This window comes from Pseudomonas sp. P1.8 (assembly GCF_001269805.1).
GTDB lineage: Bacteria > Pseudomonadota > Gammaproteobacteria > Pseudomonadales > Pseudomonadaceae > Aquipseudomonas.
The window spans coordinates 721,183-747,191 of record NZ_LHVM01000013.1 but is presented as its reverse complement, the minus strand read 5'-3'; the positions used below and the strand labels follow the sequence as shown (position 1 = coordinate 747,191).

The window sequence follows — 26,009 nt, the reverse complement described above, 5'->3', positions numbered from 1 at the left end:
TTTTCAGGATGAACGCACATATGAAAATAACCAAGAGTCTGTTCCACGCCGGTGTCCTCGGGTTTTCGCTGCTTGCGACCAGCGTCATGGCCGCGGTCCCTGCGGCCGAGGCGGACAAGTTGGGCAAGAGCCTGACCCCGATGGGTGCTGAAATGGCGGGTAATGCCGACGGTTCGATTCCGGCCTGGAAGCCAATGTCGAAAACGGCCGGGACTGTCGACAGCAAAGGCTTCCTGTCCAACCCATATGCCAGTGAAAAACCGCTGTTCACCATCACGGCGCAGAACGTCGACCAGTACAAGGAAAAGCTTGCCCCGGGCCAGTACGCGATGTTCAAGCGCTACCCGGAAACCTTCAAGATGCCGGTCTACCCGTCGCATCGCGGTGCGACCGTTCCGGATGGCGTGTTTGCCGCCATCAGGAAGAACGCGACCAACACCAAACTGGTGTCCGGCGGCAACGGCCTGGAAAACTTCGAAACCGCAGTCCCGTTCCCGATTCCGAAAACCGGGGTTGAAGTCATCTGGAACCATATCACCCGCTATCGCGGTGGTAGCGTGACTCGCCTGGTCACCCAGGCCACGCCACAACCGAACGGTTCGTTCAGTCTGGTGTACTTCCAGGACCAGTTCGTGTTCCGCGACAAGATGAAGGACTACGATCCGGCGAACCCGGGCAACATCCTGTTCTACTTCAAGCAGAAAGTGACGGCTCCGGCACGTCTGGCCGGTGGTGTGCTGCTGGTTCATGAAACCCTCGACCAAGTGAAGGAACCGCGTTCGGCGTGGGTCTACAACGCCGGTCAGCGTCGCGTGCGTCGTGCTCCACAAGTGTCCTATGACGGCCCGGGTACCGCTGCCGACGGCCTGCGTACTTCCGACAACCTGGACATGTATAACGGCGCACCGGATCGTTACGACTGGAAGCTCGAAGGCAAGAAAGAAATGTACATCGCCTCCGACGCCTACAAGCTCGACGATCCGACGCTCAAGTACGCCGACATCATCAAGGCGGGTCACATCAACCAGGACCTGGCTCGTTACGAGCTGCGTCGTGTGTGGCATGTGGTTGCGACCCTGAAGGAAGGCCAGCGTCACATCTATGCCAAGCGTGACTTCTACATTGACGAAGACACCTGGCAAGCGGCGGTGATCGATCACTACGATGGTCGCGGTCAACTGTGGCGAGTTGCCGAGGCTCATGCCGAGAACTACTACGACAAGCAAGTGCCATGGTATGCACTCGAAGCGCTGTACGACCTGCAATCGGGCCGTTACCTGGCGCTGGGCATGAAAAACGAAGAGAAGTCGGCGTATGACTTCGGCTTCACGGCGACCACCAGCGACTTCACCCCGGCCGCGTTGCGTCAGGAGGGTGTTCGCTAAGTTGAGTTGAATAGAGACGGCATCCGCTCTGGAGAAACGCCCCGACTGGTTCGGGGCGTTTTTTTTGTTCGTAGACTTTTTGTAGCCATTTGTAGCAATTACCTTCATTCCCTAGCCGTTTACGGCTAGTCTGCGGACATCTGCAACGCCGCCACCCGCGATTCAAACAAGAGCCGGCTATGACTGATTTGTCTACACCCCAAGGTTCAGCAACTGCTGCTGTCGCGACATTGGACGGACGATTCTTTCGTCCGCCATTGCCCGACGGTCATGTCCTGCGACCGCGTTTGTGCGAACGATTGAGCGCCGGTCTTGAAGGGCGGTTATTGCTGGTGAGTGCGCCGGCGGGGTTCGGCAAAAGTTCGCTGGCGGTGGAGTTCTGTCAGGCATTGCCGGGTCACTGGCGTAGCCTCTGGTTAGGGCTGAGCCCTCGAGACAGTGACCCTGGGCGTTTTCTCGAGCGTTTGCTGGAAGGCCTGCAGGACTATTTCCCGCATCTGGGCAGACAGTCTCTCGGACTGCTGAAAATGCGACAGCGCCATCAGCCGTTCGCCTTCGAGGAATGGCTGGACGGTTTGCTCGACGAGTTGGCCGTGTACCTTTGCGCGACTTCGCCGCTGCTGCTGGTGCTGGATGATTATCATCTGGCCCAGGGGCCGGTGCTGGACCGTTGCCTGCAATTTTTCCTCAATCATCTTCCCGATGGCTTGCTGGTGATGGTCACCAGTCGCCAGCGACCCGACTGGCACCTGGCGCGGCTGCGGCTGTCGCGGCAATTGCTCGAGTTGCATGAACAGGATCTGCGCCTGACCCACGACGAGGCCTTGAGCCTGCTCGACCGACACAGCAGTTCCCTGCGCGGTGAGGCACTGGAAAACCTGATCCAGCGCAGCGAAGGTTGGGTCGCGGGGTTACGTTTCTGGCTGTTGGCCGCCTCGGAGGCGGGCACCGATGGCGCGCTGCCGCAATCGTTGCACGGTGGGGAAGGGTTGATCCGCGATTACTTGCTCGAAGAGGTTATTGACTGCCTGCCCGCCGAGGTCCAGTCGTTCCTCTATGACACGGCACCCCAGGAACGATTTTGCAGCGAACTGTGCGACGCCGTTCGCGATGCCCATGACAGCGCTGAAATTCTGCGGTTTCTGCTCGCCCACCAAGTGTTCCTGGTGCCGCTTGACGAGCACGGGCACTGGTATCGCTATCACCACCTGTTTTCCGATTTGTTGCGCACTCGTCCCGCCGCCCAGTCGCTGGTCCCTGCGGCGAGCCTGCACCTGCGCGCCTGCCGCTGGTTCAATGCCCAGGGGTTGCTCGACGAGGCGGTGGAGCAGGCGTTGCGCGCCGGTCACCTGGATGTCGCGGCGAACCTGGTGCAGAACCTTTCCGAAGAGCAACTGCTGGCCGAGCAGAACGTCGGCATGTTGCTTCGCTGGAAAATGGACTTGCCCGACAGCCTGTTGATCAGTACGCCACGCTTGATCGTGCTGTACAGCTGGGCGTTGGGCATGGCTTGCCAACTGGACGCTGCCGAAGAGCTGGCCAGTCATTTGAGTCGATTCCTGCCGGCGCCCTCGGCCACCGCGCAGAAATCCATGCTGGCCCAGTGGCTGGCGTTGAGCGGCATCATCGCCCGTGGACGGGGCAATCGTGAGCTCACGCTGCTGTATTGCCGCGAAGCGCTGGAAAGCCTGCCAGCCAAGCGTTATGGGCAACGCCTGATGTGTCTCTCGACACTGTCCAACCTGGCCATCGCCGACGGTGATTTATGGCGCGCGCGGGGACTGAACCGTGATTCGCTGGAGTTGGCGCAGCGCGTGGGCAACCCGTTGTTCGAAGCGTTGGCCCATTACGATCGAGCTCGGGTCCTGCAAGCGCGCGGGGAGGTCTTTCGGGCACAGGACGAAGTACGCCAGGGTTTGCAACGCCTGCAGGGTTTGTCCTCGCAGCGACTCTATGCCGTGCGTGCCCGACTGACATTATACGAAGGCGTTTTACTGGCTCAGCGGCTACAACCCCAAGCGGCGCGGGTGCGATTGCAAGCGGGTTTGAATGAGGCCCGTGCCTGCCGGGATATCAGCGTATTGATCGGTCATTGCGTAATCGCCAGGCTCGAAGGCAGCAGCGGTGAATTTGCCAAGGCCTTTGCCGAACTCGCTGAAGCCGAGCGCCTGATGCATATCTGGGACGTGCCGCCGATCTACTACCTGGCGATGATTACCTTGGTCAAATGTGAGTTTTGGCTGGCCCAGGGGCGAACCGATCTGGCCGAAGCCTGGCTGGCACGGCTGGGGCAGACTTACAACGGCGAGCATGCGGCGGCTCCGCCGGAGTTTCACCCGCAACTGCCGTTACACATTGAATTGCAACAAGCGCAGCTGGAGGTCATCCAGGGCCAGCCGATGCTGGCCGAGGGGCGTTTGAATGCTCTTCTCGAACATGGTCAGCAAAGCGGTCGGCAGATGCTCAGTGCCATGGCGCTGACTCAAAAAATCACCTTGTTGCTTGGCAGTGGCCGCGAGCCTGAAGCACGCAAGGCTCTGATTCAGGCACTGGACGTTGCCGGTGGAGGCGTTTTGCAGCCGTTCGAAGGTTTGTTGGCCGAACATCCGGACTGGTTGCGCGGGCAACTGCAACTCAACTCGCCGACGCCTGTTTCGCAGAGCCTTATCGAAAAGCTGCCGACACCGGTGGCTCGCTTCAGTCTGGAGCCTTGCGCGGCGGCGGAGCATCTCAGCGCTCGAGAACTGGCCGTCCTTCGATTGATTGCCCAAGGCTGCTCGAACCAGGAAATCAGTGACCAACTCTTCATTTCCCTGCACACGGTCAAGACCCACGCCAGCCATATCAACAGCAAGCTCGGAGTCGAGCGGCGGACACAGGCGGTGGCGCGGGCCAAGGAGTTGGGGGTTTTGGATTAAGAAGTTTTCACGTTACTCATGCGGATAAATGCTTCGACCCTCAAGTGTGCGAAAATCGCCTGTCCCCGTTTATCGAGCAGGCTCCGATGTCCCAGAAACCCGCCCTCATTCGCGAAACCTTCCCCGTCGGCCCTTTGCAGTGCAACTGCACGATCATCGGTGATCCGGTGACGAAAAAGGCCATTGTCGTCGACCCGGGTGGCAATCATGAGCTGATCCTGGCGCGGCTTGACGCGCTGGGCCTGAAGGTGGTCAGTATTATTCATACCCACGCGCACCTGGATCATTTCCTGGCTTCCGGCCAGTTGAAGGAGAAAACCGGTGCGACGTTGCACCTGCACAAGGAAGACCAATTCCTTTGGGACAACCTGGAAATGCAGTGCCAGATGTTCGGCGTGCCCTACACCCCGGTACCGTCGCCGGACCGCTGGCTGGCCGATGATGAAGCGTTGGACTGCGGCTGCGGTGTAGCGCTGCACACGCCGGGTCATACGCCGGGCTCCATGAGCTTCTGGTTTTCCGACGCCAAGTTGCTGATTGCCGGTGACACGCTGTTTCGGCGCGGCGTCGGCCGCACGGACTTGTGGGGCGGCGATCAGGCGACCATCGTGCGTTCGATCAAGCAGCGGCTGTACACCCTCGATGAAGACGCAACGGTGGTAACCGGACACGGTCCGGATACCCGACTGGGCGATGAAATGCGCGAAAATCCTTTCGTGCGGGCCTGAAGTGCCGTTGTGAAGGCAAGGCGGAATTTTTATTCACATTTATGATCCAACGCCCGCAAAGGCCGATGCCTTGGTCCGTTGCACCACAGAATGCAAAACGTAGGAGCTTTACATGTTCACCATGCGTCGTTTGATGATTGTCGCTACTGCCGTGGCCGTACTGTCCGGCTGTGCCTCGCCCAACCCTTATGACGGTCAGCCGCAGGGGCAGGCGGACAGCGGTTCCCAAGGCATGAGCAAAACCGCCAAGTACGGTGGTCTTGGCGCGCTCGCCGGTGCTCTGGCCGGTGCCGCCATCAACCACGATAACCGTGGCAAGGGCGCGTTGATCGGTGCCGCAGTGGTGGGTGCTTCCGCTGCCGGTTATGGTTACTACGCCGATCAGCAAGAGAAAAAACTGCGCGCCAGTATGGCCAACACTGGTGTTGAAGTGCAGCGCCAGGGCGACCAGATCAAACTGATCATGCCGGGCAACATTACCTTCGCCACCGACTCGGCTAACATCGCCCCAAGCTTCTATCAGCCACTGAACAACCTGGCCGGCTCGCTGAAAGAGTTCAACCAGAACCAGATCGAAATCGTCGGCTACACCGACAGCACCGGCAGTCGCCAGCACAACATGGACCTGTCCCAGCGTCGCGCTCAAAGCGTGGCGACCTACCTGACGTCGCAAGGTGTCAGCGGTGCCAACTTGAGCGCCCGTGGCGCCGGCCCGGATAATCCGGTAGCCAGCAACGGTGACACCAACGGCCGTGCACAGAACCGTCGTGTCGAGGTCAACCTCAAGGCGATTCCAGGTCAGCAGTATGGTGCTCAGCAGTAAGCGCTGCACAAATGCCTGATTGAACCCCAGGCTAAAAAAGCCCGCCCGATTCCAATCAGATCGGGCGGGCTTTTTTTTATCGTCAGTTCCTGCAGGGGAAGTGGCGATCACAAAAAGTGTGCACTTCGTAGGAGATTCTATGTTTGGGGGAAACCCCCAAGCATAGAATTTGGCGTGTATTCACTTTGGTTTTTCATCAGCGCGAACATCACTCTGGCGAGCTTGCGTGCCAGGATAACCAAGGCTTGAGTACCTTTTAGGCCTCTGGCCAGGTAGCTCTGGTAGTACGGTTTCCAGACCGGCGAGCGGCTGGCGGCCATGGCACTGTTGTGAAACAGGCGCCGAAACTCAGAGTCCCCTCGCTTGGATAGCCGACGCCTTTGATCCTTTTGTCCTGACTGCCTCACCCGCGGATCCATGCCGAGGAAGGCGACGTACTCGTCGCTGTTTGCAAACTCCCCACGCAAAAACGCCGTGGCCGCTGCGGTGGCCGTCAGCAGCCCGACGCCCTCGACGGCCTGGCAGCGCTTCACCTGATCCTGCATCCCGGCGTCCTCGGCAATCTCCTTGAGTGTTTTCTGAATCGTTTTTTCGAACTGGGCAATGGCGACCAGAAGCTGGTTGAACTGCTCTTTGAGCAGGGGCTCGTTTTTCCAGCTCTGCTTGAGTGCGACACAGCCCCGGACCAGTTGGGCCCGGCGACGAAGCAGGCTTTTGAGCTGCGTGTAAGCCTTCGGTGGCGGGTTCCAGATCCTCAGCCTGTCGGACTCCCGGCTCAAGTAACGCGCCAGCAGTTCGGCATCCAGGGCGTCTGTTTTCGCCCTCATGCCTATGCCGTCGCGGTATTTGTTGAGGCGACTGCCATCGATGACGTAAACGTCATGGCCCATTTCATGGGCCATTTCCGTTGTATCAAGGTGATAGATATTGGTCGCCTCAAGCGCGATGGCGCTGTTCATTGGCAGCGTCTTGAGCCATTGCTTCAGGCTTGTTCGCTTGTTCGCGACCTTGAGGGGTTTTTGCAGGTCGGATCGATAGACAACGATCTCGTCCTTCGCCACATCCACACCAACGACCACCTGCGAATCAAGGATTGTCATGGCCCACCCTCCGAGCTAGGGTTTAAAGACTTGTCGGGGTTCACCGTTGCGCTGGCTTGTTTCTATCGTCGGTCCGAGCCGATGCATTCCTTATCGGCGCATTAGGTGAAGGGGTGGGACGAAGTCTCCCACGGTCTGTACTGGTCAGAGTCAGATGACGAGCTTTAGTCCCACCCACCCCTTCAAGTCTAAACATACAAGCGAGCCTGCTCGCGATGAGGTCATGTCAGTCGACATCAACTTGGCTGACATACCGCACTCGCGAGCAGGCTCGCTCCCACAGGATTTGTATTGCAGTTTAGAGCGTACCAAACACCTTCTTCGCCAAACTGGTTGCCGCCGCCGCCGGGTTCTGGCGCAGGGTTTCTTCCTGTTTGCCGATCATTTCGAACAAGCCGTTCAGCGCCTGTTCGGTGACGTAGTTTTCGACGTTGGCGTTTTTCGCATCGACCACGCCCATGGTCGCCGCTTGCCCTGCGAACGAGTTGTACTGCTGGACGAGACCCACTTGGTCGGTGGCCTGCCTGACGATGGGCAGGAACCTGGCGCGGATTTGTTCGCGGCTGGTTTTGTTCAGGTACTGGGTGGCCGAATCGTTGCCGCCGCTGAGGATGCCCTTGGCATCTTCCACGGTCATTTTCTTCACGGCGTCCACAAGGATTGGTTGGGCCTGGGTCACGGCGGTTTCCGCCGCTTTGTTCATGCTGGCTTCCAGTTGATCAACCTGATCACCCATGCCGAACTGTTTCATTTTGCTGGCGACTTTGCCCAACTTGCCCGGCAGTTCGATTTTTACATCCGGGTTGTTGCTGAACCCACCTGGTGTGCCAAGTTGTTTAACAGCCAATTGCGCGCCTTGGGTCAGGGCGTCCTTAAGCCCGCCGGTGGCGTCTTTTTGTGACAGGTCGGTGAGTGCCAAAGCCATGGCGTTGGCACTGATCATCAATCCCGCACACAGGCCGGCGAAGCGAAGGGTAGAGCGGAGCATGCAAGCTTCCTTGTTCGTAAGAGGTATTTAGCGGACGGCGTCTACGCGGACTTTCAGGGGCTGCGGGTCTTTGCCATCGAGCTGCACGGCGTGATGCTCGGTGGTGATGAAGATCAGCTTGCCGTCGACTTCGATACGCGCGCTGACGGAGTAGCGATGACCCGGTTTGACCCGGGCCGGATCGTAACTCAGATGGAATGGCAAGGGCACCTGGCCTTTGACCTGGCCTTTCTGTTCATCAAGAACTACCGCAGGGGCATCGGCCATAGACACGTCCTGCAAACTTACGCTCAGTGTGGCATTGGACGGTAGAGCGATTCGTTGCAGGTAGAAAACTTCACCGTTGAGCGACATTTCAGGTGCGCACGACGGCGTTTGGCAGGCTGTCAGCAAGGCAGCCGCGGCGAGCAGAGGCAATTTTTTCAAAAGTAGTTTCCGTGTCGAAGGCGCCAGTAGAATACTGGCGCCTGTGCCCGAACGTAAGCGGCTTTTACACTAAGCGTCGATCAGGACGGTTGATATCAGCCACCGAAAGCCGGTGTCCGAACAGGTTCCGGCATTAGTATCAGTTTTGCCGGTTTAAGACCTAGCGGCATTCGGTGCCGACTGTGGGTCTCGAATGTGCCGGTTAGTGTGTAAAGTTGGCCTGGCTTGATGACGGACGGATCATATTTCAGGTAAGTGGGGGTCATTTGCGCGGTCAGGCCCACGGCCTCACTCACAACGATCTCAGGCTGGTCATCAGTTTTCATTTCAATCAACTTCAGAATCAGCTCTGAGTCAGCAGGGTAATCAATTTTAGGCATCCAGTGCTTTTGCGCCGCGATGTAACCCACAGGGCTCAAGTGAATGTCCGTATCGTGATCGCCTCCTGCCCAGCGGAAATCCTGCTCCAGATCCAGTAGCAGCGCGGTCCCTTGGTGGGAGATTTTTACATTGATGGAGAAGCGGCTTCCGAACGTGTTCGACTGTGAGTCGACCACAACCGGGAAGATGATGGGACGCGTCGAGGAAAGTTGGTTGCTGCCCCACTGACAGTGAAGCCTGGGCGCATCTCTGTTGGTAATGTTTTGTACTCTGATACTTATTTCGCAACTTTCCGGTAGTTCAAAGTCTGGAGGAAAGTGCAGCTGGGTGTTGATGGTATGTTGGGTCATGATGATTTCCTTATCAATGGGCTCGTCGAAAATGACGAGCGCTGAGCTTATCTCCCGCGCATTCGAGCGTTATGTAGGAAAAGTTCGCCAAGCGAAAGCGAATTGATGACGGGATAGGTCGGAAGCGTCCTTGCTTCTGACACATTGACGGCTTATACCTGCTCGACGAGATCCGCCGCGTCTTCACTGCGATGCACCGCCACCTGACGAATTGACAGACGAATATCCGCCGGCAACACCCGTTTGGCCGCGCCTTCGGCCAGTTCACCGAGCAGTTCGTGGTAGCTCAGCTTGCCGGCTTCATCACGCTTGAGCACGTCGAGGTCTAGCATCGTCTGGATGAAGTGACGGAACAGGCTCTTGTCGAAGAATTCCGGGGCGTTCAGTCCATGCAGGATCGACAGGCGTTGGGCCATGACCGTGCACAAGTCTTCCAGTTCTTCGGCGCTGATGCTGTTCTGGCCGCTGTTGAGCAGCAGGGAAACGGTCATGTAGAAGCGCTGCAACGTCTGGGCGATGCTCTTCGATAGCAAGGTCAGCAGCACGAAATGTCGCGAGCTTGGCGCCGGACGCAGGTACACGTCGTTCTCGAAGCGCAGCAAGCCTTGTTCGACGAAGGCTTCCAGCCATTGATCGATCACCGTATCCAGTTCGTCGAGCGACCAGCGAATGAACAATTCCGCTTGCAGGTACGGGTACAGCGCGCGGGTGTAGCGCAGGATTTGTTCGCGGCTCATGCGCGAGGCGCTCTGGAAGAAACTGGCCAGCAGCGCCGGGAGGGCGAAAATGTGCAGCACGTTGTTGCGGTAGTAGGTCATCAGGACGGCGTTTTGCTCGTCCAGATAGAGGATCTTGCCCAGGGCGTCGCTCTGCTCGGACAGCAGATCCATATCTTTCACGTGTGCAATCAACGCGCGCCCGTCACCTTCCGGCAGCGTGGTGTGCGGCGAGTACGGCACCTTGCGTAACAGTGCCAGATACAGATCGAGCACCCGCGCCATGGCGCGATCATCGAGTGCCAAACGGCTGGTGGACAACAGGGCCAGGGCCACGAGATTTACGGGGTTGATCGCCGCCGCTTCGTTCAGATGCCGGGCGACTTTCTCGCCGAGGCGGTTGGTGGTTTCGTTGAGCCAGGCGGGTCTGAACTGCGGACCGAGTTCCTGCTGGCGCCAGTCCGGCTGTTCGCTGTCGAGGAACTCCGCCAGTTTGATCGGTTCGCCGAAGTTCACCGCCACTTGGCCGAAGCGCTGCTTGAGCGCGCCGATGACTTTGAAAATATCGAAAATCGATTCTTTCTTCTTGGCCGCACCGCGCAACTCGCCAAGATAGGTTCGACCTTCCAATACGCGTTCGTAGCCGATGTACACCGGCACGAAGACGATGGGCATGCGCGACGACCGCAGGAAGCTGCGCAGGGTAATTGCCAGCATCCCGGTTTTCGGTTGCAGCATGCGCCCGGTGCGCGAACGACCGCCTTCGACGAAGTACTCCACCGGGAAGCCCTTGGTGAACAGGGTGTGCAGGTATTCGTTGAACACCGAGGTGTAGAGCGGGTTGCCCTTGAAGGTGCGGCGCATGAAGAACGCGCCACCGCGACGCAGCAGGCCGCCGATCACCGGCATGTTCAGGTTGATGCCGGCGGCGATGTGCGGTGGGGTCAGGCCGTTGCGAAACAGCAGATAGGAGAGCAGCAGGTAGTCGATGTGGCTGCGGTGGCAGGGCACGTAGATTACTTCGTGACCCTGGGCGACCTTCTGCACGCCTTCGATGTGATTGACCTTGATGCCGTCGTAGATCTTGTTCCAGAACCAGCTCAGCACCACTTCCATAAAACGGATCGCGGTGTAGGTGTAGTCCGAGGCGATTTCGTTGCCGTAGCGCAGCGCTTGAGCCTTGGCTTTCTCGGGGGAGATGCTCTCGCGCTCGGCTTCGTCGAGGATCGCTTGCTTGACCATCGGCTGGTTGAGCAGGCCTTTGACCAGATTGCGACGGTGGGAAATGTCCGGGCCGATCACTGCCGCTTTGAGGTTGCGGAAGTGCACCCGCAGGATGCGCTGGGCCATGCGCACGGTGCGTTCGTGGCCCTTGTTGTGATCGATCAGCTCGCGCAGGTGGATCGGTGCGGAGAACTGAACGCGAGTCTTGCGTCCCAGCACGATGACGCTCAGCAGTCGGCGCAAGCGACCGGTGACGGCCCAGCTGTCGGCGAACAAGAGTTTCCACGGACTGTTTTCGCTGTCTGGCGACTGGCCCCAGAACACGCTGACCGGAATGATCTGCGCGTCTTCGGCGGCGTTCTGGCTCAAGGCGCTGACCAGACGGGTCAGGGTCGGCGGCGCGCCGCGCTTGTCCTGACGACCGAGCCAGTCCGGGTCCGGTGTCAGGTAGAAGAACGCGGCGGGTTCCAGCAGGTTGCCCACGGACACCGGCAAAACCGGACGCGGCAGGCCAGCCTTGCTGCATTCGGTGTCGACCACAGCGAGATCGGTTAGCGAAGGATTTTGCAGGACGTAGAACACCGGACGACTGCGGTCGAGGTCAAGGGTGAACGACGACTGGTTGATCGTCTCCGAGCGAACCCAGAGATACAACAGTCGGCGCAGGGTGCCAAACACAAGACGGCGGAACGGGGAACGGGTCATACGGCTTCTGCGTGAGTGAATAAAACCGAGCGTTTGCTCGTGAGGTCGATAGTGTGCCGGATTCGTTGAAAATCGGCAAAAAAGCGGCGAAGTAAACTCCTGTTGAGAGTTTTACCCTCTGTCATATACTCGGCGCTCTGTCGCCACTGCCCTCATGGGACCGGTATGCGCAGGCTGACGTTCCCGAGGCTTTCCTGCGAAAAGCCCGACCCATAATAAAAAAGGAGTATGAACACATGGCAACACGCGAAACCGGCAACGTGAAGTGGTTCAACGACGCCAAGGGCTACGGCTTCATTCAGCGCGAAGACGGGGTGGACGTGTTCGTGCACTATCGCGCGATACGCGGCGAAGGACACCGCTCACTGGCTGAAGGGCAGCAGGTTGAGTATGCGGTGGTGGAAGGGCAGAAGGGGTTGCAGGCTGAGGATGTGGTAGGTCTGTAATACGGTCCTGTAGGAGCTGGCTTGCCAGCGAAGGCGACAATCCTGATGCACCGAGGTGCATGGATCGCCAGCAAGCCGGCTCCTACAGGGTCACGTTACATCCAGCAATGTCAGGCGGTTTTCCAGGTGATCTCTTCTTCTCCGTCCGCGCTGATGCGTATCCAGCGATCGGCGGTCTCTTCGCCTTCTTCCTCGACCCAGGTTCCCGGTGCGCAACGCACTTCGACGTTCAGTGCGACAAATGCAGCGCGAGCGCAGGCGATGTCGTCTTCCCACGGGGTCTGGTCGCTTTCCAGGTACAGGCTGTTCCACTTTCCTACGGCTTTCGGTAACCAGGTCACCGGCACATTGCCGGCCTTGCACTTGTAGGTCTGGCCCTTTTGCACCCAGTCGGTGCATGGGCCCAATGCCGCACCCAGCCAGGCCGAGATGGCCTTGTGATCGACGTCGGCGTCTTTGAGGTAAATCTCGATATCGGGTTGGCGCATGGATGTCCTCACTGCGTGTCTGAAAAATCCATTCGCGGATTTAGCCTGTCTCGGGCACTCGCCCGGAACCAAAAAGTTATTGAAGTACGAAATAATCGTAGCGCATCGACACCGTGACCTCGAACGGCTCGGCCTGTTCGATGACTGCCGCCCGGCGTTCGGCACTGGCGCGCCAGCCGTGGGGTGTCATCGCCAACAGGTTGGCGCGGTCCTGCGGCTTGTCCAGCGTCAGCTTGAACGTCAGCGTCTCGCTGTGCGCCAGCGCCATGCCTTCGGGCACCAGATCCAGATGCTTGTCGTCAATGTATTCGCGCACTTCGTCGTACAAACGCTCGCGCAATTCCATCAGATGGCCGCTAGTCGGTCCGACTTTCATCAGGCCGCCGCCGACGCTGAGCAGGCGTTTGGCTTCTTCCCAATCCAATGGGCTGAAGACGCTGGCCAGAAACTGGCAGCTGTCCGAGGCCAGCGGCACCCGCGCCATGCTGGCAATCAACCAGGTCAGTTGCGGATTGCGTTTGCAGGCGCGTTTGACCGCCTCGCGAGAGATGTCCAGTGCATAGCCTTCGGCGTTCGGCAGGGCTTCGGCAATTTGCGCGGTGTAGTAACCCTCGCCACAACCAATGTCGAGCCAGCGCTGCGGCGCATAGCTGGCTGCCAGCTCCGCCAGACGCTTGGCCACCGGCGCATAGTGGCCGGCGTTCAAGAAATCACGGCGTGCCTCGACCATCGCCTGGTTATCCCCAGGGTCACGGCTGTTCTTGTGCTGTACCGGCAACAGGTTCAGGTAACCCTGACGTGCACGGTCAAAGCGGTGCCCGGCAGGGCACACCACGCCGTTGTCCACCGCATTGAGCGGTTCGCTACAGATTGGGCAAGAAAGCATCAGGCGAGCAACTTGATCAGGGTCTGATAGTAGATCTCGGTCAGCACATCGAGGTCAGCGGCCAGCACGCGTTCGTTGACCTGGTGGATGGTCGCGTTGACCGGCCCCAACTCAACCACTTGCGTGCCCATGGTCGCAATGAAGCGGCCGTCGGACGTGCCACCGCTGGTGGAAGCCTTGGTTTCGCGTCCTGTGATGTCCTTGATGCTCGACGACACTGCATCGAGCAATGCGCCCGGTTCGGTGAGGAATGGCAGACCGGACAATGCCCAATCGACGTGCCAGTCCAGGCCATGCTTGTCGAGGATGTCGGCGACGCGTTTTTGCAGGCCTTCAACGGTGGACTCGGTGGAGAAACGGAAGTTGAACACCGCCACCAGGTCACCGGGGATGACATTGGTTGCGCCAGTGCCGGAGTTTACGTTGGAAATCTGGAAACTGGTTGGCGGGAAGAAATCGTTGCCGTGGTCCCAATGCTCGGCGGCCAATTCGGCGAGGGCCGGGGCGGCGAGGTGGATCGGGTTCTTGGCCAGATGCGGGTAGGCCACGTGACCTTGCACACCTTTGACGGTCAGTTTGGCGCCGAGCGAGCCGCGACGGCCGTTCTTGACCACGTCACCGACCAGCGTGGTGCTCGATGGTTCGCCGACGATGCACCAGTCCAGACGCTCCTTGCGTGCGACGAGGCGCTCAACCACCGCTTTGGTGCCGTGATGCGCAGGGCCTTCTTCGTCACTGGTGATCAGGAACGCGACCTTGCCCTTGTGATCCGGGTAGTCAGCGACGAAGCGTTCGGCGGCGACAGTCATGGAAGCCAGGCTGCCTTTCATGTCCGCTGCGCCACGGCCGCAAAGCATGCCGTGTTCGTCGATCAGTGCATTGAACGGTTCGATCTGCCAGGCGGCGACCGGACCGGTTGGCACCACATCGGTGTGGCCGGCGAAGCACAGCACCGGGCCGTCATGTTTGCCGTGGGTCGCCCAGAAGTTATCCACATCTTCGATGCGCATCGGCTCCAGTGCGAAACCGGCATCGCCCAGGCGCTGCATCATCTGCTTCTGGCAATCGGCGTCAACCGGCGTCACGGACGGACGGCGGATCAGGTCGATGGCGAGTTGGAGGGTCGGCGAAAGGTCGGCGTAGGCCGTCATGGAAAACTCCGATCTGTGCAGCACAATAAACCTGTAGGAGCTGCCGAAGGCTGCGATCTTTTGCTGTTGTAGATTAAAAGATCGCAGCCTTCGGCAGCTCCTACAGTGCAAAAGGGCGATCATTCTAAAGCAAAACGGCGACCCGAAGGCCGCCGTTTGACGTTATCCGCAACGGATTATGCCGCTGCGATCTCAGGCTGCGCCGAAGGTTTGGGCAGCGAAGACAGGAACGCCATGATCAGCGCCGCGACGTACGGCAGCGACTGCACCAGCAGCATGGTGACCCAGAAGCGCATGTCGTTGCTCGGCAGGCCGTTCACCAGATAGATCCCCAGCGCGGCGCTCCACAACAGCAGCATGATGAACATCTCTTCACGGGCTTCCGAAATCGCCACCCAGAAGCCATGGTTATCGGCGTTTTTCGGCGTGCGGAAGAACGGAATGCTGCTGGTGAAGAAACCGTACAGCACCGCTTTGGCGATGGTGTGCGACAGCGCCAGCCCGGCCAGTGCCGCGCAGAACGCATCCTTCAGATTCACGCCCACTGCGCGGCGGTACAGGAAGATGATCTTGCCGACCTTGAACACGAACAGCGCCAACGGCGGGATTGCGAAGATCAGCAGCGGCGGATCGACCCGTTGCGGCACGATGATCATTGCTGCCGACCACAGCAGGGCGCCGACGGTGAAGAAGATGTTCATGCCATCCGCAACCCACGGCAACCAGCCCGCAAGGAAGTGATAACGCTGGCCACGGGTCAGTTCGGTGTCCTTGCCGCGCAGCAGGCTGGCAGTGTGACGCTTGATGATCTGAATCGCCCCGTAGGCCCAGCGGAAACGCTGCTTCTTGAAGTCGATAAAGGTATCGGGCATCAGGCCTTTGCCGTAGCTGTCGTGGTAATACGCCGCCGACAGGCCTTTCTCGAACACGCGCAAACCCAGTTCGGCGTCTTCACAGATGCACCAGTCGGCCCAGCCCAGTTCTTCGAGCACCGAACGACGGGTCATGGTCATGGTGCCGTGCTGGATGATCGCATCACGGTCATTGCGGGTGACCATGCCGATGTGGAAGAAGCCTTTGTACTCGGCGTAGCAAAGCTTCTTGAAAGTGCTTTCGTTCTGGTCGCGATAATCCTGCGGCGATTGCACCACGGCGATTTTCGGGTCGGCGAAGTGCGGCACCATGTGCTTGAGCCAGTTCGGGTGTACGCAGTAGTCCGAGTCGATCACCGCGATCACTTCGGCGTCCTTGGCGGTGTGCGGAATCAGGTAGTTCAGCGCGCCGCCCTTGAAGCCGGCGAGCGGTGCAACGTGGAAGAACTTGAAGCGCGGACCGAGGGTTTCGCAGTAGTCGCGCACCGGTTCCCACACGGCCGGATCCTTGGTGTTGTTGTCGATAATCAGGACTTCGAAATCCGGATAGTCGAGGTTGGCCAGGGCGTTGAGGGTCTGTTTGACCATCTCCGGCGGCTCGTTGTAGCAAGGTACGTGGATCGAGACTTTCGGGCGGTACGTGGAATCGCCCACCACCGGCAGGAATTCACGGCGACGCTTGTGCACCCAGACGGCTTCGGCCAATTCATGGGCTTCGGTCAGCAAGACGATGAACACCCCGAGCGCGCCGAGGGCGAGCAAAAAGCCGACCGTCAGGCTGAACCAGGTGCTGTATTGCTGGCTGTAGTCGTAACCGATCCACACCAGCACCGAGCCGCACAAGAAGGCGATGAAGGTCAGGAAAGTGCGGCCACGTTGACGCAGGGCCGAACCGTCGATCATCAGCAGCGTCAATGACAGCAATGCCAGAACCACCGAGCCGATGGCCAGCACGCGCCATTGAGGGATTGCTACCACCGGGCCTTCGAAGTTGAATTTCTGCTGGCGCGCGGCGTTGAACACGCCCCAATAAGCGCCCACCGAGCCTTCGTCGCTGGCTTTCCATGGCTGGTCAAATGCTTCGATCACGAAGTAGTTGAAACCCTGGCGGTTGAGCTTGTTGACCAGGGTGCGCAGGTAGATTGCCTGGTCTGCCGGCGACGCATCGGCGCCACCGCGCATGCGGCCGTTGCTCGGCCAGCCCACTTCGGACAGCAGCAGCGGTTTTTTCGGGAACATCTTTTTCAGGTCGCGGGCGCGGTCGAGGACGAACTGCCCTGCCTTGTCCATCGGAATGAATTCCCAGTACGGCAGCACGTGAGCGGCGATCAGGTCGACGTGCTTGGCCAGTTCAGGGTGTTCTTCCCAGACGTGCCATTGCTCCGACGTGGTCACCGGCACCTTCACAGCGGCACGCACACGGTCCAGCAAGACGCTGAGTTCCTGGGCGGTAATTTCCTTACGGAACAGTGCCTCGTTGCCGACGACTACGCGAACCACGCTGCGCGAGGAGTTGGCGATTTCGATGGCGCGGGTGATTTCCCGTTCGTTGCGTTCCTGATCGGGGCTGATCCAGATCCCCAGCGTCACCCGCAGGCCGAACTCTTCCGCCAGTTTGGGGATGTTCTCAAGCGTGCCATCCACCGAGTAAGTACGGATGTTGTCCGTCAGCTTGCTCATGATCTCCAGATCGCGACGCATCTGATCGTCGGTCGGGTACTGTTCCTTCTGCGGGAATTGACCCTGCTGGAATGGCGAATACGAGAAGCCGGAGATCTGTTCGGGCCAGTTGGGGGCAGTGACCGGGCGATTGATCAGCGCCCAGAAGCCGGTAAACAAGGCAGCGATGGCGAGCACCACCACCAGGTTGAGTCCAAATTTACGCGATGACATAGTTATTTCGGGTTCCAAAGACTGTGGAACGGAGGAACGGTTGGCCGTCGCCAAGGGGCGCGCATCCTACACCGGGTATTCTTTTGTCGTACAGCAGACAAGGAATTGCCGGACGTTGGGCAACCCAAGTCTCTTTAAGTTCTTTCGTTAGAGCGTGTAGGACAAATCTTCGTTCGATGGTGTTTACGTGGAAGTTACCCGTTCATAGCGTAATGATGCTCTTGGCCGCCGACAGCCCTATAATGCGCGCCGGTTTTTGAGGTGTTGGTCATGAGTACAGAAGATCCACGGTTTGCTGGCATCGCCCGTTTGTATGGCATCGAAGGTCTTGAGCGCTTGAAAGCAGCTCATGTGGCAATCGTCGGCGTGGGCGGCGTCGGTTCGTGGGCGGCGGAAGCCATGGCCCGTTGCGGCGTCGGCGAGATTTCGCTGTTCGACCTCGACGACGTGTGCGTCAGTAACGCCAACCGCCAGTTGCATGCGCTCGACAGTACGGTCGGCAAGCCCAAGGTCGAGGTGATGGCCGAGCGTCTGCGCGGGATCAACCCGCAGTGCACGGTGCATGCGGTGCCGGACTTCGTCACCCGCGACACCATGGCCCAATACATCACGCCCGACATCGATTGCGTGATCGACTGCATCGACAGCGTCAATGCGAAAGCGGCGCTGATCGCCTGGTGCAAACGCCGCAAGATCCAGATCATCACCACGGGCGGCGCGGGCGGGCAGATTGACCCGACGCTCATCCAGGTCTGCGACCTGAACCGCACGTTCAATGATCCATTGGCCTCGAAAGTGCGCTCCACTTTGCGCCGTGATTACGGTTTCTCCCGCACCGTAACCCGCCATTACAGCGTGCCGTGCGTATTTTCCACCGAGCAACTGCGTTACCCGAAACCGGATGGCAGCATTTGCTTGCAGAAAAGTTTTGTCGGGGATGGCGTGAAGCTCGACTGCGCCGGCGGGTTTGGCGCGGTCATGATGGTGACAGCCACGTTCGGCATGGTCGCGGCGACCAAGGCTGTGGATAAGATTGTGGCGGGCGTTCGGCGGCCGGCGGAGCGGGTCAAACCGCGGGTTTAAAATGTATCCGCTGTAGGAGCTGGCTTGCCAGCGATGGCGGCAGTCCTGATACACCGCGGTGCGCGGTGCGCGGTGCGCGGATCGCGAGGAAGCCGACTCCTACAAGGATATTTCCCGCATCCGCTGAAGCACCGCATTCAAGCCATTACTGCGCGACTCGGATAACTGTCGGCCCAGTCCCAACTGATTGAACCAGTCCGCCAAGTCCACCTGCTGCAACTCGGCCGCCGACAACCCGTTGACCCGCGCCAGTAACAGCGCCACCAATCCACGAATCAAACGCGCATCGCTGCTGGCGTGGAACTGCCAATGGCCTTCGCGCAACTCACCTACCAACCACACCTGACTTTCACAGCCGTGCACCCGGTTGGCGTCGCACATTTGGGCATCAACCAACGCTGGCAAGCGTTCGCCCCACTGCATCAACAGTCGTGCGCGTTGTTCCCAGCCAGCGGCCGCCCGAAAGACTTCAAGCGCTGTGACAGCATCGGCAGGCAAGCTCATCGCAATAACTCCAGCGCCTGATCCAGCGCGATAAAGAACCGTTCCAGGTCTTCGGAGTCGTTGTACAACGCCAACGACACCCGAATTGCCCCGGCCAATTCATAGCTTTTGAGCAGCGGCATGGCGCAGTGATGGCCGGCACGCACCGCGATCCCTTGTTCGGTCAGCAAATGTGCCAAGTCCGAGTTATGCACACCCTCGACGGTAAAACTGGCCAGCGCCAGTTGTGGCTTGCCCAGCAGACGGATGCCGTTGCGGGCCGTAAGACCTTTGAGCAGACAGTCATGCAACGCGGCTTCGTGAGTGGACAGGGCGTTCTGGTCGAGTTCCGAGAGGTAATCCAGGGTTGCGCCCAGACCGATCACGCTGGAAATCGGTGGCGTACCGGCCTCGAAACCCAGCGGCGCCGGGCGGAAGCGAGCGTCGTGATAATTGGCGTCCAGTACCATCTCGCCACCGAACTGCCAATGACGCAGCTGTTGCAGCGCTTCATTGCGCCCGAACAGCACGCCCAGCCCATCGGGGCCGTAGAGTTTATGGCTGGAAAATACATAGAAATCGCAGCCCAGCGCTTGCACGTCGTGGCGGCCATGGACCACGCCTTGGGCGCCGTCGATCACGGTCAAAGCGTTACGAGCTTTGGCCATCGTCAACAGCTCGGGCAAGGGTTGCCAGGCACCAATCACGTTGGACAGCTGACTGATAGCCAACAGGCGCGTACGCGGGCCGATCAAGCCTGCGGCAACTTCAAGGTCGATCACGCCGTTGGCATCCAGCGGCAGAATCACCAGTTTCACGTCGCGACGGTGTGCCAGTTGCTGCCACGGCAGCAGGTTGGCGTGATGCTCCAGGGCGCTGATGACGATCTCATCGCCCGGATGGAATAGATGTTCCAGGCCGTAGGCCAGGAGATTCAACGCGGACGTCGCGCCGTGGGTAAAGATGATCTGACCGCTATCGCCAGCATTCAGCCATTGCGCGACTTTGCGACGGCTGTCCTCGAATGCCTGAGTGGCGTGGGCGCCGGGCAAATGTTGCGCCCGATGCACGTTGGCCGCGCCGTTGACGTAGTAATGCGCCAGCGCATCCAGCAGGGCTTGAGGTTTCTGCGTAGTGGCGGCGTTGTCCAGATAGGTCTGGCCTTGCCGTTGGAGGGCGGCGATGGCCGGAAAATCGGCGCGCCAGGGGGAGAGAATCATCATGTTGTTCGCCTGTACGCCTGCCCCTTGTAGGAGCGAGCTTGCTCGCGATGGACGCGTGGACGACACGGGCTGTCTGATGCCGCGCGTTATCGTTGACGTCCATCGCGAGCAAGCTCGCTCCTACAGAGGTGCGGGTGGTCGTGTGGCTTAGTTGTGAGCGTGCAGCGCTTCGTTCAGTTCGATGGCCGATTTGTGGGTTTTGCATTCCACGGCACCGGTTTGCGAATTGCGACGGAACAACAGGTCAGGTTGACCGGCCAGTTCACGGGCCTTCACGACTTTGACCAGCTGGTTGTTCTCGTCCAGCAGCGCCACTTTGGTGCCGGCGGTGACGTACAGGCCCGACTCGACGGTGTTGCGGTCGCCCAACGGAATACCGATACCGGCGTTGGCGCCGATCAGGCAGCCTTCGCCGACCTTGATCACAATGTTGCCGCCGCCCGACAGGGTGCCCATGGTCGAGCAACCGCCGCCCAGGTCAGAGCCCTTGCCGACGAACACGCCTGCCGATACGCGGCCTTCGATCATGCCCGGGCCTTCGGTGCCGGCGTTGAAGTTGACGAAACCTTCGTGCATCACGGTGGTGCCTTCACCCACGTAAGCGCCCAGGCGGATACGTGCAGCGTCAGCGATACGCACCCCGGCCGGAACCACGTAGTCGGTCATTTTCGGGAATTTGTCGACCGAGAACACTTCCAGCAGGTCGCCGCGCAGGCGTGCTTCGAGTTGATGTTCGGCCAGCTCGGCCAGGTCGATTGCGCCCTGGCTGGTCCACGCCACGTTTGGCAGCAACGGGAAAATGCCCGCCAGGTTCAGGCCGTGTGGCTTGACCAGGCGATGGGACAGCAGGTGCAGCTTGAGGTAGGCCTCAGGCGTGGACGACAACTGGGCATCTTCTGCCAGTAAAGTCGCGACCAGCGGCTTGTGGCTCTCGGCCAGACGGGTCAGCAAGGCAGCCTGGGCAGCATCGACGCCCTTGAGCGCTTCAGCCAGTTGCGAAGCTTGAGTGGTGCTGAACGCGATGGCCTGATTGCCTTCGGTGTAGCCCAGGATTGGCGCGATGGCGGCTACGACTTCGGCCGATGGGTTGAGCACCGGGGCGGCGTAGAACACTTCCAGCCAGGCGCCTTGACGGTTTTGAGTGCCGACACCGAAGGCCAGGCTGAACAGGGTAGTAGACATGTTGATACCTCTAACAAAATGGAACGGGCTGCTTACTTGAGTGCGGCCGCGTAGATATCTGGCTTGAAGCCAATCAGGGTTCGGTCACCGAGATCGAGCACCGGGCGCTTGATCATCGAGGGTTGTGCGAGCATCAGCTCGATGGCTTTCGGCTGGTCGAGATCGGCTTTGCGTTCGTCGTCGAGTTTGCGAAAGGTCGTGCCTGCACGGTTCAACACCACTTCCCAGCCGTGCTCGTTGCACCATTGGGTCAGGTGTTCACGGTCGATTCCGACCGTTTTGTAGTCATGGAAGTCGTAGCTGACTGCGTGTTCATCGAGCCAGGTGCGCGCTTTTTTCATGGTGTCGCAGGCTTTGATGCCGAAAAGGTGCAACGTTTTGCTTGAAACGGTCAAGGAATTGCCCCCTTTGCAGGTGCTGTAAATAAAAGGTGACGGATTATGCCATGACCCTGAAGTTAAAACCCAAAACCCTGTGGGGGCCTGCTGGCGATGCGGCATTACAGCCGACACTTCTGCTGACTGAACCACTGCTATCGCGAGCAGGCTCGCTCCTGCAGGGGGTGTGGTGCTTGCGGGTGCGACATAGGTGCAAGGGCCACCGGTAGTCTAAGCGTCTAATATGGCACTTCAACGCTGTCGATTGCCCGGGAACCTCGCTTTATGCAAACCGCTTATACCGTCCTGATCCTGCTGATGCTGGTCGGCGTTTCACGCCTGATCGGGCGAGTGATCCCGCTGCCGTTGCCACTGGTGCAAATTGCCGCCGGTGCGTTGCTCGCCTGGCCGACGCTGGGCCTGCATGTGGTGCTGGATCCGGAGTTGTTCCTTTTTCTGTTCTTGCCGCCGCTGTTGTTTTCCGACGGCTGGCGTATGCCCAAGCGCGAATTCTGGCGCTTGCGCGGGCCTATCCTGACGTTGGCGGTGGGGTTGGTGTTGTTTACGGTAGTGGGGGCCGGATATTTCATTCACTGGTTGCTGCCCAGCGTGCCACTGCCCGTGGCGTTTGCGCTGGCGGCGGTGTTGTCGCCGACGGATGCGGTCGCGGTCTCGGCCATTGCGCGCAATCGGCTACCGACACCACTGATGCACATGCTGCAGGGCGAAGCGTTGATGAATGACGCCTCGGGTCTTGTGACGTTCAAGTTTGCTCTGGTGGCGGCCGTGACGGGCGTGTTTTCACTGACCAATGCCAGTCTGGCGTTTGTGTTGGTCGCGGTTGGAGGGTTGGCTGTTGGCGTGGCGCTTAGCTGGCTGGTCGGCCGTCTTCGGGCGTGGATGATCAACCGCGGTTGGGATGATCCGGCTACCCATGTGGTCTTCATGTTGTTGCTGCCGTTTGCGGCATATGTGCTGGCCGAACAGCTTGGGGCGTCGGGCATTCTGTCGGCGGTCGCAGCGGGCATGATGCAAAGCTGGCTTGACCTGCTGCCGCGTCAGACCAGCACCCGGCTACTCAATCGCAGCGTCTGGTCGTTGCTGGAGTTTGCCTTCAACGGCCTGATTTTTCTTCTGTTGGGTTTGCAGTTGCCGGACATCATCAAGGCGGTGGCCAGTCATGAAACGTCGCTATGGCCGACGCTGCTGTATCGCTGTTTTGATGTCGTCGCGATTTTCCTGGTGCTGCTGATATTGCGATTCGTCTGGGTGCAGAGCACCTGGCGATTGTCGGTTTTTTTGCGCCGTCTGCGTGGCAAGGGCGAAATGACTCATGTGCCGACAACGCGGTCCTGCTGGTTGTTGACCGTGGGTGGTGTGCGCGGAGCGGTGACGCTGGCGGGTGTGATGTCGGTGCCGCTGCTGATGGGCGGGGTGGTATTTCCGGAGCGCGACCTGCTGATCTTTATCGCCGCCGGCGTGATCCTGTTGTCGCTGATCGCAGCCTGTATCGCTTTGCCGCTGTTGCTGCGGGGTGTTGAAACCAGCCCGGACGACAAGCGTCGCCACGAAGTGCGCGAAGCGTGGCGCAAAACGGCTGAAGCGGCCATTCATGCACTGGAAGTTGAAGAGGCCGGTGCCCAGGATGCGGCAGAGGCAGCACTGGCCGTCGAACTGAAGGCCCGGATCATGTCTGAATATCGCCATCAGCTGGAGGTGTTCAACGATTCGGCCGAAGCCCAGGCGCTGGCCTTTCAGATGGATTTGCTGGAGCGGCGTTTGCGTTTGAAGGCTTTGAAGGCTCAGCGACTGGAGTTGTACAGCCTCAGCCGTCATCACCAGATTGGTGATGACGTATTGCGAGAAATACTGGGTGAACTGGATTTGAGTGAAGCAAACCTGGGGCACGTCAACTAGTTAAATTTGTTGAAGGTCAGCGTTTTGGGTAGAGCAGTTTCATCATTGTTTTATCTTTCTTGCTGATCTTGCGATTAGGGGGGATTTCCCAGTCTCCCAGTGTCAGGGCGTTGGCAACAGGGTAATGCATGATGGACTTTTTGTCGTAAGGCGTATAAATCGCTTCAATTGTATCGAAGGGAGTAAAGATGTTCATGTCAACCGCCTCCTTGTCGATTGGGTTCATTTCCCGGTTTTTGTAGAATTCATACACTTTCGGCTTATCCCAGGGGATATTGGCATCGGGATGTTGGTGTTCATGCATTGCTCCCAAGGCGTGTCCGAACTCGTGAATGACAATAAGCTCAAAGTCTTCATGTTCTGGTTTTACGCCCAGTTGCATGGTTGGCCAGTCCGGGTGAGTCAATAGCGCATCGGTGCCCAGTATTGAACTGTTGCGGTTGTTTTTGGTGGCGATCCTTATCTCGCCTGCTCGACCCTCGACGAAATCGAAAGTCAGATTGATATAGGGCAACCATTTGCTGGCCGCATCGATGATCTTGCGTTTATGCTCATCGTCAGGATCATCCATGAACGCGATTTTCAACGTGCGGTCATTTTCCCACAGTTTTGAATAATTAACTAAAGAGCGCTTGCGGCGGGAGCCTGTTTGATAGTTTGCATTTCTGGGGCTTTCGTTGATGGCTGCGTCATAAGATTCCTGATGATCGGGCCATTGGATAAGTGTGCAGTGCTCAATGTTATTCATTGGCGGACTTCTTCCATGAAGTGATAGTTGGGTTTATGAGGCGTGCTGCTGCGCGCGAAATAATATTAAGGTGTATGTATGCGCAGGGTGAACTTTAGAAGTTGGGAAAGTGTAACTTCATACGTTGGACTGCCCGCACGACATTGCGTAATGCGGGCAGAGGCCGTTACTTGTTACGGGTAACAAATGCGCGAATGCGCTCCGCCGCCTCGACGCACTCGGCCAGTGGCGCGACCAGTGCCATGCGCACGCGGCCAGCACCTGGATTGACACCGTCCACCTCACGGGACAAGTAAGAGCCCGGCACCACAGTCACATGCTCCTGCTCGAACAGGTCGCGGCAGAACGCAGCGTCGTCCCCGGCCACGTTCGGCCACAGGTAGAAGCTGCCATCCGGGCGTTGCACGTCCAGCACAGGGCTGAGAATTTCCAGTACGGCATCAAACTTCTCGCGATACAGCGCACGGTTGGCGCGTACGTGCACTTCGTCATTCCACGCCGCTACGCTGGCCAGTTGAGTCTGCACCGGCATAGCGCAGCCGTGGTACGTCCGATAGAGCAAAAAGCCCTTGAGGATGTCGGCGTCACCGGCGACAAAGCCCGAACGCAGGCCTGGCAGGTTCGAACGCTTGGACAGGCTGTGGAACACCACGCAGCGCTTGAAATCCTTGCGGCCCAGTTCTACACAAGCGCTAAGCAAACCTGGCGGCGGGGTCTGTTCGTCGAAGTAGAGTTCGCTGTAGCACTCGTCGGCAGCAATCACGAAGTCGTATTCATCGGCCAAGGCGATCAGCTTTTTCAGAGTCTCGACCGGGATCAAGGCGCCAGTCGGGTTGCCAGGCGAGCACAGGAACAGAATCTGGCAGCGTTTCCAGATGTCTGGCGAAACGGCGTCAAAATCCGGGTTGAAGCCGTTTTCGTCCAGGCACGGCAGGTAGTGCGGCTTGGCTCCGGCGAGGAACGCCGCGCCTTCGTAAATCTGGTAGAAGGGGTTCGGGCTGACCACCAGTGCGTCGTCGCCACGGTTGACCACGGTCTGGGTGAAGGCGAACAGGGCCTCGCGGGTGCCGTTGACCGGCAGCACGTTGCGCGCCGGGTCGATCCAGCCGCCAGGAACACCGAAGCGACGCTCGCACCAGGCCGCGATGGCTTCACGCAGCGCCGGGATGCCGAGCGTGGTCGGGTACACCGCCATCTGATCCAGGTTGCTGGCCAGGGCCTCGGCGACAAAGCTTGGCGAGCGGTGTTTCGGCTCGCCGATGGACAGTGCAATCGGGCGCAGGTCCGGGTTCGGCGTCACGCTGCCGAGCAGGGCGCGGAGCTTTTCGAAAGGGTAAGGCTGCAACTGGGTCAGAGCGTTGTTCATCGATAGATCTCGTTCGGTATAGGGTAGCGCTGGTCGACTGTAGGAGCGAGCCTGCTCGCGATGGTCTCGAGGTCGCGAAGTTCAGCCTGCTGCCAAGCGTCATCGTTGATGACCATCGCGAGTATGCTCGCTCCTACAGAGGGGGCCCGG

Annotated in this window: 22 protein-coding genes; 7 read left to right on the top strand and 15 right to left on the bottom strand. The window is 59.2% G+C overall.

The genetic code is table 11. The features are described from left to right. Positions 1–20 precede the first annotated feature (20 nt). The 4 genes from AD668_RS13975 to AD668_RS13960 all read left to right on the top strand — a co-directional run bounded on the left by AD668_RS13975 (position 21) and on the right by AD668_RS13960 (position 5,854). The gene (locus AD668_RS13975) at positions 21–1,385 is read left to right on the top strand and encodes a DUF1329 domain-containing protein (protein ID WP_053159642.1); all 1,365 of its coding nucleotides are present in this window, start codon (positions 21–23) and stop codon (positions 1,383–1,385) included. A 179-nt stretch (positions 1,386–1,564) separates the two neighbouring features. Further along, the gene (locus AD668_RS13970; RefSeq protein WP_053159640.1) at positions 1,565–4,303 is read left to right on the top strand and encodes a LuxR C-terminal-related transcriptional regulator; all 2,739 of its coding nucleotides are present in this window, start codon (positions 1,565–1,567) and stop codon (positions 4,301–4,303) included. Between the two features lie 86 nt (positions 4,304–4,389). Next, positions 4,390–5,031: an MBL fold metallo-hydrolase gene (locus tag AD668_RS13965; RefSeq protein WP_053159638.1), complete on the top strand. Its 642-nt coding sequence runs from the start codon at positions 4,390–4,392 to the stop codon at positions 5,029–5,031. A gap of 112 nt (positions 5,032–5,143) precedes the next feature. After that, positions 5,144–5,854, top strand: coding sequence for an OmpA family protein (locus AD668_RS13960; protein ID WP_053159636.1), 711 nt, complete (start codon positions 5,144–5,146; stop codon positions 5,852–5,854). A 137-nt stretch (positions 5,855–5,991) separates the two neighbouring features. On the opposite strand, the gene AD668_RS13955 is transcribed toward AD668_RS13960, so the two are convergent. The 5 genes from AD668_RS13955 to plsB all read right to left on the bottom strand — a co-directional run bounded on the left by AD668_RS13955 (position 5,992) and on the right by plsB (position 11,744). Next, the gene (locus AD668_RS13955; RefSeq protein WP_053159634.1) at positions 5,992–6,954 is read right to left on the bottom strand and encodes an IS110 family transposase; all 963 of its coding nucleotides are present in this window, start codon (positions 6,952–6,954) and stop codon (positions 5,992–5,994) included. Between the two features lie 298 nt (positions 6,955–7,252). Further along, positions 7,253–7,942 carry a DUF4197 domain-containing protein gene (locus AD668_RS13950; RefSeq protein ID WP_053159632.1) on the bottom strand — a complete coding sequence of 230 codons (690 nt, stop codon included), beginning with the start codon at positions 7,940–7,942 and terminating at the stop codon, positions 7,253–7,255. 27 nt (positions 7,943–7,969) lie between these two features. Beyond that, positions 7,970–8,368 carry a YbaY family lipoprotein gene (locus AD668_RS13945; RefSeq protein ID WP_053159630.1) on the bottom strand — a complete coding sequence of 133 codons (399 nt, stop codon included), beginning with the start codon at positions 8,366–8,368 and terminating at the stop codon, positions 7,970–7,972. Between the two features lie 95 nt (positions 8,369–8,463). After that, positions 8,464–9,099, bottom strand: a complete 636-nt coding sequence (locus AD668_RS13940; RefSeq protein WP_053159628.1) for a hypothetical protein — start codon at positions 9,097–9,099, stop codon at positions 8,464–8,466. Positions 9,100–9,251: 152 nt separating this feature from the next. Next, positions 9,252–11,744 carry a glycerol-3-phosphate 1-O-acyltransferase PlsB gene (plsB, locus tag AD668_RS13935; RefSeq protein ID WP_053159627.1) on the bottom strand — a complete coding sequence of 831 codons (2,493 nt, stop codon included), beginning with the start codon at positions 11,742–11,744 and terminating at the stop codon, positions 9,252–9,254. 236 nt (positions 11,745–11,980) lie between these two features. Between plsB and AD668_RS13930 the strand changes: the two genes are divergently transcribed. Next, positions 11,981–12,190, top strand: a complete 210-nt coding sequence (locus tag AD668_RS13930) for a cold shock domain-containing protein (RefSeq protein ID WP_053159625.1) — start codon at positions 11,981–11,983, stop codon at positions 12,188–12,190. A 110-nt stretch (positions 12,191–12,300) separates the two neighbouring features. Here the strand turns inward: AD668_RS13930 and AD668_RS13925 are convergent, their stop codons facing one another. The 4 genes from AD668_RS13925 to AD668_RS13910 all read right to left on the bottom strand — a co-directional run bounded on the left by AD668_RS13925 (position 12,301) and on the right by AD668_RS13910 (position 17,480). Next, a complete protein-coding gene (locus AD668_RS13925) occupies positions 12,301–12,678 on the bottom strand; it encodes a hypothetical protein (RefSeq protein WP_053159623.1) in 378 nt (125 codons plus the stop codon). 76 nt (positions 12,679–12,754) lie between these two features. Then, positions 12,755–13,564, bottom strand: coding sequence for a putative RNA methyltransferase (locus AD668_RS13920; RefSeq protein WP_053159621.1), 810 nt, complete (start codon positions 13,562–13,564; stop codon positions 12,755–12,757). Next, positions 13,564–14,715, bottom strand: coding sequence for a succinyl-diaminopimelate desuccinylase (dapE, locus tag AD668_RS13915; protein ID WP_053159619.1), 1,152 nt, complete (start codon positions 14,713–14,715; stop codon positions 13,564–13,566). The genes AD668_RS13920 and dapE overlap by 1 nt, the downstream gene beginning before the upstream one ends. Before the next feature lie 176 nt (positions 14,716–14,891). After that, positions 14,892–17,480: a glycosyltransferase gene (locus tag AD668_RS13910; protein WP_053159617.1), complete on the bottom strand. Its 2,589-nt coding sequence runs from the start codon at positions 17,478–17,480 to the stop codon at positions 14,892–14,894. 264 nt (positions 17,481–17,744) lie between these two features. Here AD668_RS13910 and tcdA point away from each other — a divergent pair, with 264 nt between their 5' ends. Further along, the gene (tcdA, locus tag AD668_RS13905) at positions 17,745–18,563 is read left to right on the top strand and encodes a tRNA cyclic N6-threonylcarbamoyladenosine(37) synthase TcdA (RefSeq protein WP_053159875.1); all 819 of its coding nucleotides are present in this window, start codon (positions 17,745–17,747) and stop codon (positions 18,561–18,563) included. 99 nt (positions 18,564–18,662) lie between these two features. Here tcdA and AD668_RS13900 read toward each other — a convergent pair whose 3' ends face one another. The 4 genes from AD668_RS13900 to AD668_RS13885 form a co-directional block, all read right to left on the bottom strand. Then, positions 18,663–19,067, bottom strand: coding sequence for a SufE family protein (locus tag AD668_RS13900; protein ID WP_053159616.1), 405 nt, complete (start codon positions 19,065–19,067; stop codon positions 18,663–18,665). Further along, positions 19,064–20,269, bottom strand: coding sequence for an aminotransferase class V-fold PLP-dependent enzyme (locus tag AD668_RS13895; protein ID WP_053159615.1), 1,206 nt, complete (start codon positions 20,267–20,269; stop codon positions 19,064–19,066). Before AD668_RS13895 ends, AD668_RS13900 begins: the two co-directional genes overlap by 4 nt. 147 nt (positions 20,270–20,416) lie before the next feature. Further along, positions 20,417–21,451 (bottom strand): 2,3,4,5-tetrahydropyridine-2,6-dicarboxylate N-succinyltransferase, encoded by a 1,035-nt coding sequence (gene dapD / locus AD668_RS13890; RefSeq protein ID WP_053159613.1) that lies wholly within the window; start codon positions 21,449–21,451, stop codon positions 20,417–20,419. Between the two features lie 32 nt (positions 21,452–21,483). Then, positions 21,484–21,846, bottom strand: coding sequence for an ArsC family reductase (locus AD668_RS13885; protein WP_053159611.1), 363 nt, complete (start codon positions 21,844–21,846; stop codon positions 21,484–21,486). Between the two features lie 267 nt (positions 21,847–22,113). On the opposite strand from AD668_RS13885, the gene AD668_RS13880 reads away from it, so the two are divergent. Then, positions 22,114–23,745 carry a Na+/H+ antiporter gene (locus AD668_RS13880; protein WP_053159609.1) on the top strand — a complete coding sequence of 544 codons (1,632 nt, stop codon included), beginning with the start codon at positions 22,114–22,116 and terminating at the stop codon, positions 23,743–23,745. 16 nt (positions 23,746–23,761) lie between these two features. Here AD668_RS13880 and AD668_RS13875 read toward each other — a convergent pair whose 3' ends face one another. Together AD668_RS13875 and dapC are read right to left on the bottom strand one after the other, a co-directional pair. After that, positions 23,762–24,493, bottom strand: a complete 732-nt coding sequence (locus AD668_RS13875) for a M12 family metallopeptidase (protein ID WP_053159607.1) — start codon at positions 24,491–24,493, stop codon at positions 23,762–23,764. A gap of 166 nt (positions 24,494–24,659) precedes the next feature. Continuing rightward, complete coding sequence (dapC, locus tag AD668_RS13870) at positions 24,660–25,859, bottom strand: succinyldiaminopimelate transaminase (protein ID WP_053159605.1); 1,200 nt, start codon at positions 25,857–25,859, stop codon at positions 24,660–24,662. Between the last annotated feature and the right edge of the window lie 150 nt (positions 25,860–26,009).

Excerpts from the sequence above, each read along its gene's own strand:
- AD668_RS13910 (WP_053159617.1), bottom strand. The coding sequence starts at position 17,480 with ATGTCATCGCGTAAATTTGGACTCAACCTGGTGGTGGTGCTCGCCATC.
- AD668_RS13925 (WP_053159623.1), bottom strand. The coding sequence starts at position 12,678 with ATGCGCCAACCCGATATCGAGATTTACCTCAAAGACGCCGACGTCGAT.
- AD668_RS13930 (WP_053159625.1), top strand. The coding sequence starts at position 11,981 with ATGGCAACACGCGAAACCGGCAACGTGAAGTGGTTCAACGACGCCAAG.
- AD668_RS13940 (WP_053159628.1), bottom strand. The coding sequence starts at position 9,099 with ATGACCCAACATACCATCAACACCCAGCTGCACTTTCCTCCAGACTTT.
- AD668_RS13965 (WP_053159638.1), top strand. The coding sequence starts at position 4,390 with ATGTCCCAGAAACCCGCCCTCATTCGCGAAACCTTCCCCGTCGGCCCT.
- AD668_RS13955 (WP_053159634.1), bottom strand. The coding sequence starts at position 6,954 with ATGACAATCCTTGATTCGCAGGTGGTCGTTGGTGTGGATGTGGCGAAG.
- AD668_RS13970 (WP_053159640.1), top strand. The coding sequence starts at position 1,565 with ATGACTGATTTGTCTACACCCCAAGGTTCAGCAACTGCTGCTGTCGCG.
- AD668_RS13895 (WP_053159615.1), bottom strand. The coding sequence starts at position 20,269 with ATGATGATTCTCTCCCCCTGGCGCGCCGATTTTCCGGCCATCGCCGCC.
- dapC (WP_053159605.1), bottom strand. The coding sequence starts at position 25,859 with ATGAACAACGCTCTGACCCAGTTGCAGCCTTACCCTTTCGAAAAGCTC.
- AD668_RS13900 (WP_053159616.1), bottom strand. The coding sequence starts at position 19,067 with ATGAGCTTGCCTGCCGATGCTGTCACAGCGCTTGAAGTCTTTCGGGCG.
- AD668_RS13875 (WP_053159607.1), bottom strand. The coding sequence starts at position 24,493 with ATGAATAACATTGAGCACTGCACACTTATCCAATGGCCCGATCATCAG.
- dapE (WP_053159619.1), bottom strand. The coding sequence starts at position 14,715 with ATGACGGCCTACGCCGACCTTTCGCCGACCCTCCAACTCGCCATCGAC.
- AD668_RS13920 (WP_053159621.1), bottom strand. The coding sequence starts at position 13,564 with ATGCTTTCTTGCCCAATCTGTAGCGAACCGCTCAATGCGGTGGACAAC.
- dapD (WP_053159613.1), bottom strand. The coding sequence starts at position 21,451 with ATGTCTACTACCCTGTTCAGCCTGGCCTTCGGTGTCGGCACTCAAAAC.
- plsB (WP_053159627.1), bottom strand. The coding sequence starts at position 11,744 with ATGACCCGTTCCCCGTTCCGCCGTCTTGTGTTTGGCACCCTGCGCCGA.
- AD668_RS13880 (WP_053159609.1), top strand. The coding sequence starts at position 22,114 with ATGCAAACCGCTTATACCGTCCTGATCCTGCTGATGCTGGTCGGCGTT.
- AD668_RS13975 (WP_053159642.1), top strand. The coding sequence starts at position 21 with ATGAAAATAACCAAGAGTCTGTTCCACGCCGGTGTCCTCGGGTTTTCG.
- AD668_RS13950 (WP_053159632.1), bottom strand. The coding sequence starts at position 7,942 with ATGCTCCGCTCTACCCTTCGCTTCGCCGGCCTGTGTGCGGGATTGATG.
- AD668_RS13960 (WP_053159636.1), top strand. The coding sequence starts at position 5,144 with ATGTTCACCATGCGTCGTTTGATGATTGTCGCTACTGCCGTGGCCGTA.